This window comes from Pedobacter sp. KBW01 (assembly GCF_003852395.1).
GTDB lineage: Bacteria > Bacteroidota > Bacteroidia > Sphingobacteriales > Sphingobacteriaceae > Pedobacter.
Window position 1 is genome coordinate 74,389 of record NZ_QAJQ01000016.1, and the last position, 15,374, is coordinate 89,762.

The 15,374-nt window shown below is 41.6% G+C and carries 13 protein-coding genes and 1 tRNA gene; 10 read left to right on the forward strand and 4 right to left on the reverse strand.

All coding sequences use genetic code 11. The features are described from left to right. Nucleotides 1-256 precede the first annotated feature (256 nt). The 5 genes from DBR40_RS17300 (at nt 257) to DBR40_RS17320 (ending at nt 9,020) form a co-directional block, all read left to right on the forward strand. Nucleotides 257-3,484 carry a SusC/RagA family TonB-linked outer membrane protein gene (locus DBR40_RS17300; protein ID WP_124560997.1) on the forward strand — a complete coding sequence of 1,076 codons (3,228 nt, stop codon included), beginning with the start codon at nt 257-259 and terminating at the stop codon, nt 3,482-3,484. A 47-nt stretch (nt 3,485-3,531) separates the two neighbouring features. Continuing rightward, entirely contained in the window at nt 3,532-5,322 is a 1,791-nt protein-coding gene (locus DBR40_RS17305) for a RagB/SusD family nutrient uptake outer membrane protein (protein WP_158674075.1), read from the forward strand. A gap of 90 nt (nt 5,323-5,412) precedes the next feature. Next, the gene (locus DBR40_RS17310) at nt 5,413-7,482 is read left to right on the forward strand and encodes a sulfatase-like hydrolase/transferase (protein WP_124560999.1); all 2,070 of its coding nucleotides are present in this window, start codon (nt 5,413-5,415) and stop codon (nt 7,480-7,482) included. 173 nt (nt 7,483-7,655) lie between these two features. Continuing rightward, nucleotides 7,656-8,501, forward strand: coding sequence for a sugar phosphate isomerase/epimerase family protein (locus DBR40_RS17315; RefSeq protein WP_124561000.1), 846 nt, complete (start codon nt 7,656-7,658; stop codon nt 8,499-8,501). 54 nt (nt 8,502-8,555) lie between these two features. Beyond that, the gene (locus tag DBR40_RS17320) at nt 8,556-9,020 is read left to right on the forward strand and encodes a SecDF P1 head subdomain-containing protein (protein WP_124561001.1); all 465 of its coding nucleotides are present in this window, start codon (nt 8,556-8,558) and stop codon (nt 9,018-9,020) included. 139 nt (nt 9,021-9,159) lie between these two features. On the opposite strand, the gene DBR40_RS17325 is transcribed toward DBR40_RS17320, so the two are convergent. Together DBR40_RS17325 and DBR40_RS17330 are read right to left on the reverse strand one after the other, a co-directional pair. Beyond that, nucleotides 9,160-9,870, reverse strand: a complete 711-nt coding sequence (locus DBR40_RS17325) for a hypothetical protein (protein WP_124561002.1) — start codon at nt 9,868-9,870, stop codon at nt 9,160-9,162. Between the two features lie 171 nt (nt 9,871-10,041). Continuing rightward, entirely contained in the window at nt 10,042-10,233 is a 192-nt protein-coding gene (locus DBR40_RS17330; protein WP_124561003.1) for a hypothetical protein, read from the reverse strand. A gap of 75 nt (nt 10,234-10,308) precedes the next feature. Here DBR40_RS17330 and DBR40_RS17335 point away from each other — a divergent pair, with 75 nt between their 5' ends. The 5 genes from DBR40_RS17335 to DBR40_RS17350 all read left to right on the forward strand — a co-directional run bounded on the left by DBR40_RS17335 (nt 10,309) and on the right by DBR40_RS17350 (nt 12,747). After that, on the forward strand, nt 10,309-10,665 hold the full coding sequence (locus tag DBR40_RS17335; RefSeq protein WP_124561004.1) for a glycoside hydrolase family 19 protein: 357 nt from the start codon (nt 10,309-10,311) through the stop codon (nt 10,663-10,665). 10 nt (nt 10,666-10,675) lie between these two features. After that, nucleotides 10,676-11,170, forward strand: coding sequence for a hypothetical protein (locus tag DBR40_RS17340; RefSeq protein ID WP_124561005.1), 495 nt, complete (start codon nt 10,676-10,678; stop codon nt 11,168-11,170). A 178-nt stretch (nt 11,171-11,348) separates the two neighbouring features. Continuing rightward, the gene (locus DBR40_RS26890; RefSeq protein WP_199748372.1) at nt 11,349-11,504 is read left to right on the forward strand and encodes a hypothetical protein; all 156 of its coding nucleotides are present in this window, start codon (nt 11,349-11,351) and stop codon (nt 11,502-11,504) included. After that, entirely contained in the window at nt 11,501-11,845 is a 345-nt protein-coding gene (locus DBR40_RS17345) for a recombinase family protein (RefSeq protein ID WP_124561006.1), read from the forward strand. Before DBR40_RS26890 ends, DBR40_RS17345 begins: the two co-directional genes overlap by 4 nt. Beyond that, nucleotides 11,845-12,747 carry a recombinase family protein gene (locus tag DBR40_RS17350; protein ID WP_124561007.1) on the forward strand — a complete coding sequence of 301 codons (903 nt, stop codon included), beginning with the start codon at nt 11,845-11,847 and terminating at the stop codon, nt 12,745-12,747. The genes DBR40_RS17345 and DBR40_RS17350 overlap by 1 nt, the downstream gene beginning before the upstream one ends. Nucleotides 12,748-12,807: 60 nt before the next feature. On the opposite strand, the gene DBR40_RS17355 is transcribed toward DBR40_RS17350, so the two are convergent. Further along, nucleotides 12,808-12,882, reverse strand: a tRNA-Arg gene (locus DBR40_RS17355). Between the two features lie 347 nt (nt 12,883-13,229). Next, on the reverse strand, nt 13,230-15,338 hold the full coding sequence (metG, locus tag DBR40_RS17360) for a methionine--tRNA ligase (protein ID WP_124561008.1): 2,109 nt from the start codon (nt 15,336-15,338) through the stop codon (nt 13,230-13,232). Between the last annotated feature and the right edge of the window lie 36 nt (nt 15,339-15,374).

Here is a 15,374-nt window from a genome sequence, read left to right on the forward strand (position 1 = left end):
AAATAGCGGGGAGACTATGCATGGTTTCTCTGCACAATTTTAAAGTATAATAACCAAAATTGATTATGAGAAACTGTTACACTTACTAACCACCAAACTGCCCTACAGGCCAACAGCACTCCACCATGCTTTAAACCGGGCAAGGGGCTTATCGTACTGATTGAAGATCAGACTATGCCCAAAATGCCATATCACCAATATTCCGCAGCAATACTGCGCAGGATTTGTATTGCCTAAAAAACCAAATAACTAAAATATGAAAATAAACTACTCCAAAATTAAACATCCGCTCATTGCAGGGGCCATTTTACTGCTCTGTTTGTTAGGCCACCCTGTTATTGCACAGCAAACCACTACGGTAAAAGGTTTGGTTACCGACGAGAAGAACCTTCCGCTACCCGGCGTATCCGTTTCGGCCAAAAACCTGAATGGCGGAGCTTTACTCAATACACAGACCGATCCGGATGGTATTTTTCAGTTTAAAGCACTGCCTGCAGGCTCGTACAGCTTCATTATCCGCTCGGTAGGTTACGAAACCCAAACCATGAGCGGCTACAGCCTTAAAGCCGGAGAGCAGATTACCATTACCGTTAAACTGAAAGAAGAAAACAGCGCACTGCAGGATGTGGTAGTAGTGGGCTTTGGCACACAGAAAAAAGTAAATTTAACCGGAGCCGTGGCTACCGTTAAAATGGACGAGATATTGGGCGAACGCCCGGTAACCAGTACCTCGCAAATTTTGCAGGGTGCATCGCCAGGTTTACAGGTAACCACCAACAGCGGTCAGCCAGGGGTTAGAAGCAATTTAAACATCAGGGGTTTTACCTCAATTAACGGCGGTTCGCCTTTGGTATTGGTTGATAATGTGGCTATGGATATGGATGATATTAATCCGAAAGACATTGCTTCTGTAACCGTACTCAAAGATGCATCAGCATCATCTATTTATGGAGCGCGTGCAGCATTTGGGGTAATATTAATTACCACCAAGCAAGGCGGCCGCAACCAACCCATTAAATTCGAATATTCGGGTAACCTGGCCAATACCAAGCCGAGCACTTTACCAAAAAAAACAACCGTAAGCGAGTTTGTACAGGCGCTTAGCGATTTTGGTACCACCTCTTACTGGGCAGGGCAAAATGTAGCTACCTGGCAGGGTTTATTGCAACAATATCAGCAAAACCCCGGTCAGTTTCCGTCATCGGGTATTGCCACGCAAGGTGGTATTCAGTACCCTTTGGCACAGAGCGATTTGTACCAGTCTTTTATGCCGGGCGGCTTTGAGCAGCTTCACAACCTCTCGTTTAGCGGAGGCTCTGAAAAATCGAATTTCAGGGTATCAACCGGTTACACCAACCAGGATGGGATTATAGCCACCAAATCAGATGCTTTTACCCGCTATAACCTGAACGCCTACCTGAATACCAACCTCACTTCGAAATTAATTGCCAGCATTAATGTGCTTTATTATAACTCGGTTAGAAACACACCCAGAGATTACAATGGCCTTTTTTATAATGCCATTACTTTTGGTCCTTATGCGCCAACAGGTTACGGCATTGCGCCAAACGGCACATCGTTACCCTACAATACCCCAAATAACATTTTAGATAAAGAGCCTTACAACATTAACAAAGACAACAACTTAAGGTTATTTGGCAAATTACAGTACAACATTGCCACCGGCCTGAAACTGAACGCCGAATACACGTTTAACCAGGTTAATACCAACCGCACCATACAAACTACCGTAAACCAATACATTAACCCGCTAAACTTTACCGTATCGCCCATTAGTGTAAACTCCAGCTATAACCGCTACAACAATGGAGTAAACTACAATGCAGTAAACGTTTACGCCAATTACAGTACCGTATTAGGGCAAAAGCACAACCTGGATGCGGTACTGGGTACCAACCAAGAGAAAAACACCGAAAACAGCTTTGAGGTTAACAGGTTAGGGGTAATCAGCCAGAGCTCGCCATCCATTTCGGGCAGTACAGGCAACATTACCAGTGCCGATGCTTTTTCTTCGTTTGCCGTTTCCGGTTATTTTGGCCGCATAAACTACAATTACGATGGCCGTTATTTGTTTGAAGCCACAGGGCGTTACGATGGTTCTTCGCGCTTTCCTTCAGGTAGCCGCTTTGGCTTTTTCCCTTCGTTCTCTGCCGGCTGGAACATCATGGGCGAATCGTTTATGAAAAACATTAAAACAACGGTTACAGCCCTGAAAATAAGGGCGTCGTACGGGGAGATTGGCAACCAGGTAGTACTAAAATCAAATGGCGATCAGAATTATTACCCTTACATCCCCGCTTCTTCGCCAACTAACTCTACCTGGATTGATCCGATAACCGGTGTACTGCGGGTTACTGTACCGCCACCTGCACTGGTAAGTGCCAGCTTTACCTGGGAGCGCGTGCAAACCTCAAACATCGGCCTCGATTTTGGTTTCCTTAACAATCGCTTAACCGGATCGTTCGATGCCTATATCCGCAAAACACTCGGTATGTTGGCACCAAGCAACGAACTCTCGGCTATACTGGGTACTGCTGCGCCTTTACAAAACGTAGCCGATTTAAAAGTAAAAGGCTGGGAACTTAACCTAGGCTGGAACGATAAGATAAACGAATTCAAATATTCGGTTAACTTTAATGTATCTAATAACCAGGCCTACATTACCAATTACAATAACCCGAGCGGTTTACTGAATTTTAATGCCGATGGAACCATCTCCAATTATTTTATTGGGCAGAAAATTGGCGACATATGGGGCTACGTTACCCAGGGCTACTTCGGAACAGGCGATTTTGCTGCCGGAACGCTTAATGCCAACCTGCAAAACGGAACACTGCAGCCGGGCATAGCGCCTTACCGTGGAGTGAATCAAAACCCGGGCGACATTCGCTTTGTTGATTTAAATAACGATGGCACCATTTTTACAGGTAACAATACCCTGGCCAACCCTGGCGACCGCAGCATTATCGGTAACAGCAACCGCAGGTTCCAGTTTGGCTTTAATGGTAATGCTGCTTACAAAAATTTCGACTTCTCTTTCTTCGTTAACGGCGTGGGCAAACGCGACATCTGGATCAGCAACCAGGTTTATTTCCCTTACCTGGATCAGTTTAGCGGTATTTATGCCCATCAGCTCGATTACTGGACACCTACCAATACCAATGCTTTTTACCCAAGATCATATTCAAACGCATCGGGCAATACCGGCACCAGCCGCATGGTACAAACCAAATATTTATCGAACGGTGCTTATATCCGCTTAAAAAATGTTTCGTTAGGCTATACACTACCAGCCAAATGGTTAAAGGATAAGATGAAGGCCAGAATCTTCTTCTCGGGCGAGAACCTGATTACGCTCGATCACCTGCCCGAAGGACTGGATGCTGAAGCAACTAACCTGGGCAGCGGCGGTATTTATCCCTTTATTAAAAAATACAGTTTTGGTGCCAACATTAGCTTCTAATGTCGGTAAAAACGAATAAACAAGGTACAAACCTTAAAGAAAAATTTATGAAAACCCCTATCATATCCCTAACCAATATTAAGCACCTAATGTTATGCGGCATTTTGGCTGCAATAATGGGCTGCAATAAGTTAGCGCTTAAACCCGAAGGTCAGCTAACCCTCGAGAATACCCTATCTGATTACAATGGCTTTTTAACCTATTCATGGCAGTTTTACAACGCCTTTAATGGCTATACCAACGATATGCTGGAAGACGAGCTAAACAGCGATATGTTTGCACGGGCAAATCCGAACGGGCAGTCGCAATGGATCTGGCAACAGGTTACCATTCCTTCATCTTCCGATTCGTACTCCAGGCCTTATGCCAATATCCGCACCATTAATCTGATGCTGGATAATATTGATCAATCTACACTAAATGCAGCAGATAAAGATCACTGGCGTTGTATTGGCTATTTTTTCAGGGCTTACAACTACATTACCCTCCTTAACCTGTATGGCGATGTGCCTTACACCGAACATGCTTTAAACGATAAATCCGAAGAATTGAGCATGCCACGTACCACACGGGATGTAGTAGCGGCCAACATTTTAAAAGACCTGCAATACGCCGAGGCAAACTTAAAAAACGGCGACGGCGATAATACCATTACAGTGCATGCCGTTAGGGCACTCCTTTCGCGCTTTGGCTTAAGAGAAGGTACCTGGCGCAAATACCACGGTTTAAGTGGCGCCAACACCTATTTACAGGCCAGTGTAGATGCTTCTACCAAACTGATGGTTACTTACCCAACACTAAACACCAACTACGACCTCGATTTTAACAGCGTATCGTTAGCAGGAGCGCCTGGAATCATCTTGTACAAAGCCTATGTAGCCAATCAGATTACCCACAGCCAATCTACCCAAACCCGCAATTCATCGGGCCGTTACGACCTGACTAAAGCTGCTGCTGATATGTTTTTAATGAAAGATGGCGAAACCCGTTTTACAAGCCAACTGTTTCAGGGAGATAAATCGCCCTTTACCGAATTCAGGAATAGAGACAGACGTTTGTATTATTGCGTGCCACCGCCCTTTAATGTAAATACCAATCCGCCCAGCCTTACCTTTACCTATACCACCAACCCGGTTGATACCTCGTACTTTGGTTTAATGCAGGCCATTTCGGATGGTACGCACAAAACATTGCCAACCCGCAACTGGAATGGCTTTGTGGTAAGACAGGAACCACACTATGTAGATTTCCCGAACGGCCAGCCTTACTCGGTTACCTATACAGGTTACAGGTTTTATAAATATTACAACCAGCAGGTACAGGATGCCCAGGGGCAAGACATTAGTGATTGTCCGCTGTTTAGAATGGGCGAGGTTTTGGCCAACCATGCCGAAGCTACTTACGAACTGGGCACTTTTAGCCAGGCCGTAGCAGATGCCACCATAAATAAACTGAGGGCAAGGGGAGCAGTAGCCGCCTTAAATTTAAGCGCAATAGCAGTCGATCCAACCCGCGACCAAAGTATAAACCCTATTTTGTGGGAGATTAGGCGCGAAAGGGCAGTAGAACTGGTGGGCGAAGGCTTTAGGTTTGACGACCTGCGCAGGTGGAAAAAAATGGAATATGCCATGAAAGAAAAACTAGGCCGTTACCTCACTAAAGGTGTAGATGTACCAACCAATAGCATTATACCAATCCAGAACGGGGCATCGGCAGGCTACATTTCTTATTTAGGAGTACCTCCGGGCACTTTTCCCGATTATTATTACCTTTATCCCATTCCATCTAATCAAATAGTGCTTAATCCTAAAATTGTACAAAACCCCGGCTGGAAATAACAGTTTAAATACTTAACCCAACAATAGGAGCTTGCTAAAGGCTCCTGTTGTTTGAATTACCTCAAACCAATATAATCCCGATCCTCCCTTATGAAAAGCAGCAAAAGAAACATCCTCAGGTATACCCTCCTAATTTTGTGGTGCACCATATCAGTTTCAGCAGTAAATGCCCAGCAAAAACCAAACATCATCTATGTTTTGGTTGATGATTTGGGCTATGGCGATTTGGGTGTGCTTTTTCAGAACCAGAAAGATAAAAACCTGCCGGCATTGGTTACGCCTAACCTCGATGCCATGGCACGGGCAGGAGCGGTGCTTAGTCAACAATATGCCAATGCACCGGTTTGTGCACCTTCGCGGGCTTCGCTGCTTACAGGGGTAAACCAGGGCAATGCCCACATCAGGGATAACCAGTTTGATAAGGCCCTCGAAAATAACCACACCATGGCCACCGTACTCAAAGATGCAGGTTATGCCACCGTTGCTATTGGGAAATGGGGTTTGCAGGGAACTGATGAAAAGCAGCGCCCCAACTGGCCTGCCCATCCGTTAAAAAGAGGTTTCGACCAGTACTATGGTTATACGCGCCATGCCGATGGCCACGAGCACTACCCTGTTGAAGGTGTTTATCGGGGTAAAAAAGAAGTCTGGAATAACTACACCGAGGTATCGGCAGATTTGCAGAAATGCTACACCACCGACCTTTGGACAGCAAAAGCCAAAGATTATATTATCGGCTTCGAAAAGCAGCATCAGGCTAAGCAACCTTTTTTTATGTACCTGGCTTACGATGCGCCACATGCCGTGTTAGAACTGCCCACACAAAGCTACCCCAAAGGAGGAGGCCTGAATGGCGGTTTGCAATGGCTTAACCAGAAAGGGAATATGATTAATTCGGCTTCGGGTACGGTCGATAGCTATACCCATCCCGATTATGCTAATGCCACTTACGATGATGACCGCGATCCGGGTACCCCAAATAAGCCCTGGCCAGATACCTATAAAAGATATGCAACGGCTGTAAGGCGATTGGACGATGCAATAGGTGATATCCGTGCCTTACTATCAGACCTTAAAATCGCCGACAATACCATTATCGTGTTTACCTCTGATAATGGCCCATCGATAGAATCGTACCTGCCTAAGCAATATGTGCCTAACCACCCTACTTTTTTTGAGAGCTACGGCCCTTTTGATGGCATAAAACGCGATTGCTGGGAAGGTGGTTTGCGTATGCCTTCGGTTATTGCCTGGCCTAAACGTATCCCAGCGGGTAAGGTGGTGAATATCCCCTCTATGCTATCAGATTGGTTACCTACTTTTGCAGATGCTGCAGGAGCGCCCATTCCGGCGCGCGTTACCGGTGTATCGCTGGTGCCATCTTTAACCAATGCGGGCAAACAAATAGCAGGCAACGTATATGTAGAGTATTTCGAGTCGGGCAGCACCCCTGCATTTAGTCAGTTCGAAGCTAACCATGCCAGCCGCAAACGCAACCAGATGCAGATGGTAAGAATTGGCGATTTAGTAGGTGTACGCTACAACATTAAATCGGCAGCCGATGATTTTGAAATCTACAATGTGGTTAAAGACCCTAAACAGACCAATAACCTGGCTAAAAATACAGATTTAAGCGGGCTACAGAACCAGTTCCGTAACAGGGCACTACAATTGCGGATGATGGATCAGGAAGCGAAACGCCCTTATGATAGTATTGCCATTCCGGGTGTACAAATGCCTAAAAGTACCAAACCAGGTTTAAAATGGTCGTTCTTCCCGGGCAACTTCCACTATGTATCGGTTTCAAACCAATCGAAACCCGCAGCAAGCGGAGTAGTTCAATCGCTGGCTACCGTTACGGCTAAAAATAAAGGAATGATTCAATATCAAACCCTGTTTAAGATCGATAAAAAAGGCACTTACACCTTTAGGTTAAGTACAGCAGGCAAAGCTTTTGTAAAGCTCCACCAGATTAACCTGCTGGATGCCGATTTTGGTTATACCAGCGGTAAGGAAATCGAAAAAACAGTTAGCCTTGAAGCAGGTTATCATCCGCTTAGCATTTATGCCTTAAAAGGCACCAATAATAGCCTCAAATTAGAGTTTAAAGGCGAAGATGGCGTATGGCATAGTTTGAGCGGAGAGAACGCAGTGTACTAGGCTAAGGGATGGAAAAGGGAAGATGGATGATGGGGCTTTGAACTATTGGCCATTAACCATGAGCCATTAACTATCAAACATCCCCACTAATGAACCAACTTTGTAACATTTCCTTCGGTGAAGCTCAACTATATCAATTTATCTTAACTTTAATGAACTGATAAAATTTTAAGATGACAACAAGAAGATTTTTTTTACAAAAAGGAATATTAGGCATAACTGCAGCAACACTAATCAACATCCCCTCTGTTTTCGCTGAACCCGATAGCCACAGTGCGGCTGGGGAAGACAGTTTTAAATTAGCTATTGCGGGCTATAGCTTTCTGAATTTTAACCTGGAAGAATCGCTTAAGATGATGAAAAAGGTTGATGTGCGATACCTCTGTATTAAAGATTTTCATTTGCCTTTTAAAAGTACAGCAGCAGAAATTGCAGCCTTTCACGCTAAACTTAAAGACAATAACGTGGTAGGATATGCCGTTGGGCCCATATACACCAAGAACAAAGAAGAGATTGATAATGCATTCGATTATGCCAAACGGGTAGGTGTCGATTTGCTGATCGGAATTCCGGCCCATGCCGACCTGGAATATGTTGCCCAAAAGACAAAAGAATACAATATTCGCTATGCCATTCATAACCATGGTCCCCAGGATAAACTATATCCCAATGCAGAAAGCATTTATAACCTGATTAAAAACCTCGATCAACGTGTGGGGATCTGCTTTGATATGGGGCATAACAAAAGAGACGGGCGGGATTCGGTTGCAGACCTTCAGAAGTTCTCGAAACGGATTTTTGATATGCATTTAAAGAATGTAACCGCAGCCACAAACGAAGGTACTACTTGCGAACTCGGTCGCGGTGTAATTGATATCCCCGCCTTTGTAAGAATGCTGAGAAAAGTTAATTATAAAGGTTCATGTAGTTTAGAATACGAAAAAGACATGAAAGACCCATTAGCAGGAATAGCTGAATCTGTGGGTTATTTTAAGGGTGTTTGCGATGCTACACGCTAGTGGGGTTTGTAAAGTATACCATTATAAACATTCCTAACTAACTGTACTCGGCTTATGAAAGCTCTCGTAAACACTATCTTAATTCTAATTATCTCTTTTGGTAATGCCCTAAGTGACGTTCCTAAAAACAAGTTACAATCTGGATGGTACCTGATAACGGATAATAAAACTTCTACTTCAATTAAATTGAATAAATCTGATAAAGTCTATATGATTGAAAAGGAGATATTTATATCGGTAAAAAGTATAGCACATATGGAGGTCGCCATGGAAAGATATGGCAACAGGAATAATCCAATATTAAACTTCACCTTAGATAGTGATGCAAGTTCAAAACTTGGATCATTATCCTCGGGTTTTAATACGAATAGGCAAATGGGACTTATAATAAATAACAAACTTATTCAAGTCGTAACCATCTTTGGTGAATTTTCAGGAAACAAAATAAGCCTGGCAGGGAAGTTTACAAAAGAAGAATTGCTAAAGCTTAAAACATCAATTGAAGATGAAAAGCACTAGTCACCAATTGTCCGTAGAGTTCCACAGGAGTTCTACGGATTAACTAATAGATACGAGTCTCTGGCCTGATTGAGATACTATTGAAGGTGATAATCGCCAAGTGCATATATTTTCCAGTTTGATTAACATCGTTTGGCACTTACCTATTATTTAGCGATTTAATCTTTGAGGGATCTATTTCAAATATTTTAGGATCTACAGGTTGTTCTTTTACAGATATAATGTCGTAGGTTTTAACTGATAAGATATTCTTATACGAACTGTCAAAATGAACTGCTTTAAAACTTAAGTAGAGTGTTCCACATTCATTTACAACTTTATTAAAGTACCCAAGATTCCAGTTCTTGAAATGTTCTTTCTTGACATTTAAATAACCCCTTGAAAATATGAAACTAAAATCTGAGTATGTAACAGAATCATTTTCTGCATAACTGGTGTTGAGATCAATGCGTTCGCATTGCTTTGAAAGTACCTGATTGTTTATTTTGGTTACTTTGAAACGCTCCAGTTTTTCGATTGGAAAATTTAAACTCATTTGATACAGTGTATCTGAGTTGTTAAAAAGTAATAGCCTTAAAGGCTTATCTTCAAAATAATAATCTTTAACCAAATGGAACTTTTCCGATCCTTCTGAGTGTACACCAACATAATTTCCATGAGCATAGAAGACTTTTACCGTATCGTCCACATTCAATAAGCTATCTCTGTTTTTTAAAATTTCGTGGTAAGTTATTATTCCTTCGAATTCTTTAATATCCTGCTTCTGAATGTGTGCCTTACCGTATTTACATCCAGAGAATGAAATAAAAACTGTAAGCGAAAAGAGTAAAAATGAGAAGGTTTTAATCATATTACTAAATAACATAAAACTCTCTGTATTTCCCTTTAAAGGTTTCTAAATAATCTTTTTATGTATATGAACCAACTGTCCGTAGAGTTCCGTAGGAGTTCTACGGATTAGCTAATAGATACGAGTCTCTGACTCGATTGAGCTGCTACTGTGCTGGCGAATTGTGTTAGCCTAAAAGCCTTCAAATATTTCTTTTTTAAACTTGTCACTTCCAGCTTTGTCAGGGTCGGAGTTATTTTGTTCCCTATATTTTAGGTAAAAATAGTCTTGATTAAGATATAGCTCACCGTTCACTAAAATAGATTCTGATGCTGAAGTTTTACCAATTCCTGGTGGTCCGGCAATCACAATTATTTCAGCCATTTAATCAATCAATTCTATTTTACCATCATTATATTCAGCTATCATTTTGTCCGATACTGAAAATAGTTTACAGCTTTGGAGGTAGTAAAAATTAATGGCAACAATGAACCAGGAGATGGTTACAAATATAGAGGAAGAGGAGCTATGCAGCTGACGGGAAGAGCCAATTACCAGGCTTTTGAGGATTTTTACAACGCTCAAAATGACGATGAAATAGACATTATGAGTGACCCAGATCAAGTAGCTTCCGATCCTATACTTGCTATCGAAAGTGCCCTATGGGCTTTCAAATCAAAGGTTTTGGACAGAATGGATGTCAATAACAAGACTTCTGTTGATGCAGTGACAAAAAAAATTAATGGTGGTAAAAACGGGTTATCCGACCGTAAGTCAAAATTTAACTCGGTAAAACAAAATGTGGATTGTGATTAAAATAAATAAGATGAAATCAAAAACAATAATCTTAGCATTGGCAATGTCTTGCTTAATACTAATAGCAAAGTTCTCTTTTTCCTATAAAAGTGGAAAGCCACCAGAAAAATTAACAGAATCGCAGCCCCCTGTCAAAGTATATCGTCAGTCCCCTGTCGATCAGAATCCAGGAAACATTGGGAAAAAAATGAATTTTAGCAATGTTGTAGGCTCTTGGAAATCTGAAGAGGATGAAAATTGGCAGTTCATATTTTTGAGCAACGGCACATGCATTGAAAGATACGTTGGATCATCCTCGGACACATCTAATTATTCTATTTCTAATACCACACCACAATGTGGCGTAATTGTTCCTATTGATCAGACTACTGAATATCTAAAGTTGAGCTTTCCGGCAGATTCGTCCAAGAACAACTGCTATTTGCTAAATGGAACGACAGATTCTACATTATCTATAAGCCCACTTGAGAGCTACAAGGTATTCATGTTCAGGAAACAGCAGTAACAATTTTATTAACATCTGATAAAAAAGATTTAGCTAGATAAAAGCAGTAAAAAAGGGAGAAAATCTAAAACAATAACTGCGGTATTGGTAATGGGGAGGTTAATACTAATCGCAAAGGTCTCTTTTTCCTATAAAACTGGAAAGATCGTGTCCCTACTTTTAGGCTTTACTACTACGTATGAGAAATCTTCCAATAGTCCGAATTCCTCCTGAAAAATTAATCGAAATGCTAAAGAAAAATGGTGTAAAACTATCTGTAAATCAAGCGAAAGAGGTCTTGGATTTGCTATATATTTTAGCTATATTGGAAATAGAGCAAGTTTTAAAAGAATGATTACAGCAGATTTATATATAAGGATAAGTACTGATGAACAGGCCGATAAAGGATATTCTCAGCGTAACCAGGAAGAGGTACTTCAAAAGTATTGTTTTGCAAGGGACATTAAAGTTAGAAAGGTTGTTTTTGAAGATCATTCTACAAAAACCTTTATTAGACCTGCATGGCAAAAATTATTAGCTGAGCTAAAGAAAAAAAGAGGGCAAACCGATCTGGTTCTTTTCACCAAATGGGATAGGTTTAGTAGAAACGCAGGAGATGCCTATCAGATGATTAAAATTTTAGATGGTCTTGGAATTGAACCGCAAGCCATCGAGCAACCCCTCAGGCATCATTGATGAGGTGGGCTTATGAAGAGCTGTCTACTGGCAAATGGTTAATTGACCAGATTTGGAGGGCTGCCTCAGAAAAAGGGCTTAAGACTGGCAGGAAAAACTTTTGGCAGATAATAAGAAATCCTATTTATTGCGGCAGAATACCAATCGCAAAATATAAAGAGGAGGAAGCTCACACGGCTAAAGGTCAGCATGAAGCTATTATATCTGAAGGGCTTTTTTATAAAGTAATGGATGTTTTGAATGGTAGAAATAAACCCAAGAAAACAACGATATGTTCTCCGGATATGCTTCCCCTGCGAGGATTTCTGATATGTCCAGAATGCGGCTCTATGCTATCAGGCAGTGCCTCAAAAGGCTATAATAATTACTACCATTATTATCATTGCATTGCCAAATGCGGGGTGAGATATAATGCCGAAAAAGTCAATAAGCTATTTATAGAGGAGTTGAAAAAATATACTATAGATCCGGTCTTGCATGAAGCTTATGCTATGATCTTGAAACAGGTATATCAATATGTTTCAAGTGAAGATAACAATGAATTGGCTAGTGTAAAAAAACAATTGGAAGATTTTAATATTAGGTTTTCTAAAGCCAGAGACAAGATGCTCAATGATGTAATCCTTGATTTTGAGTACAGGAAAATCAAATCGGACTGTGAGAAAAATATCCTGATTCTGGAAAACAGGCTTATCAATTTATCCAGGGGAAAAGAGAATATTATTCAATTAATAGGTAAAGCTACCGGATTGCTCAAAAACCTTCACGAAACATATTTAGAGGCAGATTCAGCAGGTAAAAGACGATTAATCAGTTCGATTTATCCACAAAAACTCACTTTTGACGGCACACAACATCGAACTGTTCGAATGAACGAGGCAGTGCGCGTTCTAGGCACTTAAAAGGCTGCATTTGAGGGCAAAAAAAGGGGCAAACCAAACAAAAATTTGATTTGCCCACTATGGTAGCCCCGAGCAGAATCGAACTGCTATCTAAAGTTTAGGAAACTTCTATTCTATCCGTTGAACTACGGGGCCAGTACTGTTATTGAACAACGGCGCAAATATAATAAAACTTTTTACCTGACATGGGTATATTTCAAAATGTTTGGCGGCATTGAAGACTCAAACTTATTGGAGCTTTTCTGCTTTGGCACTGATAAATCCCCCTCAAAATGCCTTCCTAATTCCTGTTTAATACAAAGATTCTATGTTGGTACGGCTTTATGGTCAACGACAAGATTTATCGTCATTTCGAGCGAAGTGCAACGGATTCGAGAACCAAGCAGTGCTCAGCGAAGCTAAATCTATTTTAAAGATCTCTCCGTTTCGCTGCGCTCCAGTCGAGATAACGGCTATCATAATGAAATATACGGATACCGAACTTATCTAATTACGCTACCTTCCTGAAACTTTTCGGCTGGTGCTACGAAAGTTAACTTACCTTCGGCATTTTCGGCCATTAAGATCATGCCCTGCGATAAAATCCCTTTAATTTCGCGTGGTGCCAGGTTAACAATCATGCTTACCTGCTTACCAACAATATCTTCGGGTTTATAATATTCAGCTATGCCCGATACAACTATACGTTCGTCAATACCAGTATTAACAGTCAGCTTTAACAGCTTTTTGGTTTTTTCTACCTTTTCGGCGGCTACAATAGTGGCTACACGGATATCCATAGCAGAGAAATCATCGAACTGGATATTCTCTTTAGCTGGTACCGCAACAGCCGTAGCCGCAGCATTGCTGGCTTTACTCTGGTTTAACTTCTCGATCTGGAAATCGATAGCTGCATCTTCTATTTTATCGAACAATAAAATAGCCTCACCAATTTCATGACCGCGTTTAAGCAAAGTAACTGATCCGGCATCTTCCCAGTCGTGGCCACCGTTTTTAAGCATTCTCATTAGCTTTTCGGCTGTAAAAGGTAAGAACGGCTCGATTAAAATCTGGATATTGGAAGCAATTTGCAAGGCAATATTCAAAATCGTCCTAACCCGATCTTCGTCGGTTTTAATCAGTTTCCAGGGCTCGGTTTCGGCCAGGTATTTATTACCTAAACGGGCTACGTTCATCACTTCGGCTAAAGCCTCTCTGAAACGGTAATTTTCGATAGAAGCCGATATTTTAGCCGGATAACCTGCCAATTCATCAATAACCGCCTGATCTACTGGTGTAATTTCCATGCAGGTAGGTACTGAACCTCCAAAATACTTATGAGTGAGTACCACTACACGGTTTACAAAGTTACCCAGTATGGCTACCAGTTCGTTGTTGTTTCTGGCCTGAAAATCTTTCCAGGTAAAATCGTTATCCTTCGTTTCGGGTGCAGTAGCGGTTAATACGTAACGCAAAACATCCTGCTGCCCTTCAAACTCTCTTAAATATTCGTTTAACCATACCGCCCAGTTTTTAGAAGTCGATATTTTTTGGCCTTCGAGGTTTAAAAACTCGTTAGCTGGTACATTATCAGCCAGGGTATATTCGCCATGGGCCATTAACATCGCCGGGAAAATAATACAGTGGAAAACGATATTATCTTTACCGATAAAGTGTACCAGTTTGGTTTCATCACTTTTCCAGTATTCTTCCCAACCGCATTTATCGTTTTCGTAGCTGCTAATGTAGTATTCTTCTGCTTTAGGATTCCAAACATCCAGTTTGGCATAGTTACAAAGCTCTTTAGTGGCCGAAATATAACCTATCGGGGCATCGAACCATACATAAAGCACTTTACCTTCAGCATCACGCAATGGAACACGTACGCCCCACTCTAAATCGCGGGTCATGGCTCTCGGCTGTAAGCCTGCATTCAACCAGCTATGACATTGTCCGTAAACATTCGGACGCCATTCTTTATGGCTTTCTATATACGTTCTTAAGCGTTCTTCGTACTGATCTAAGGGCAGAAACCAGTTTTTGGTTTCCTTTAAAATGGGTTTATCGCCCGAAAGGGTCGATTTAGGGTTAATTAAATCGGTAGCATTAAGCGTAGAACCACAGTTTTCGCACTGATCGCCATAAGCATTTTCGTTACCGCACTTAGGGCAGGTACCGGTAATGTAACGGTCGGCCAAAAACTGCTTTGCCGTAGCATCGTAATATTGCTCGGTAATTTCTTCAGTAAAAACTCCTTTTTTGTAAAGCGTTTCGAAGAAATCGGCCGCAGTTTGATGGTGCGTAAGAGATGAGGTACGGTGGTAAATATCGAAAGAAACACCGAACTCCTTAAACGAATCGCCAATAATTTTGTGATACTTATCTACTACTTCCTGAGGGGTAATACCTTCTCTTTTGGCCTTTAAAGTAATGGGTACGCCGTTTTCGTCAGATCCACAAATGAACTTTACATCGCGTTTATTCGACCGCAGGTAACGGGCATAAATATCGGCCGGAATGTAAACACCGGCAAGGTGCCCAATATGAACCGGTCCATTAGTGTATGGAAGTGCCGCGGTTACGGTATATCTTTTTATTTTACTATTATCCAAAACAATTTTTATTAATTTGGCAAAGATAAGTGTTTT

Coding starts and splice junctions, on each gene's coding strand:
- DBR40_RS17300 (WP_124560997.1), top strand. CDS start 257: ATGAAAATAAACTACTCCAAAATTAAACATCCGCTCATTGCAGGGGCC.
- DBR40_RS17305 (WP_158674075.1), top strand. CDS start 3,532: ATGAAAACCCCTATCATATCCCTAACCAATATTAAGCACCTAATGTTA.
- DBR40_RS17310 (WP_124560999.1), top strand. CDS start 5,413: ATGAAAAGCAGCAAAAGAAACATCCTCAGGTATACCCTCCTAATTTTG.
- DBR40_RS17315 (WP_124561000.1), top strand. CDS start 7,656: ATGACAACAAGAAGATTTTTTTTACAAAAAGGAATATTAGGCATAACT.
- DBR40_RS17320 (WP_124561001.1), top strand. CDS start 8,556: ATGAAAGCTCTCGTAAACACTATCTTAATTCTAATTATCTCTTTTGGT.
- DBR40_RS17325 (WP_124561002.1), bottom strand. CDS start 9,870: ATGATTAAAACCTTCTCATTTTTACTCTTTTCGCTTACAGTTTTTATT.
- DBR40_RS17330 (WP_124561003.1), bottom strand. CDS start 10,233: ATGGCTGAAATAATTGTGATTGCCGGACCACCAGGAATTGGTAAAACT.
- DBR40_RS17340 (WP_124561005.1), top strand. CDS start 10,676: ATGAAATCAAAAACAATAATCTTAGCATTGGCAATGTCTTGCTTAATA.
- DBR40_RS26890 (WP_199748372.1), top strand. CDS start 11,349: ATGAGAAATCTTCCAATAGTCCGAATTCCTCCTGAAAAATTAATCGAA.
- DBR40_RS17345 (WP_124561006.1), top strand. CDS start 11,501: ATGATTACAGCAGATTTATATATAAGGATAAGTACTGATGAACAGGCC.
- DBR40_RS17350 (WP_124561007.1), top strand. CDS start 11,845: ATGAGGTGGGCTTATGAAGAGCTGTCTACTGGCAAATGGTTAATTGAC.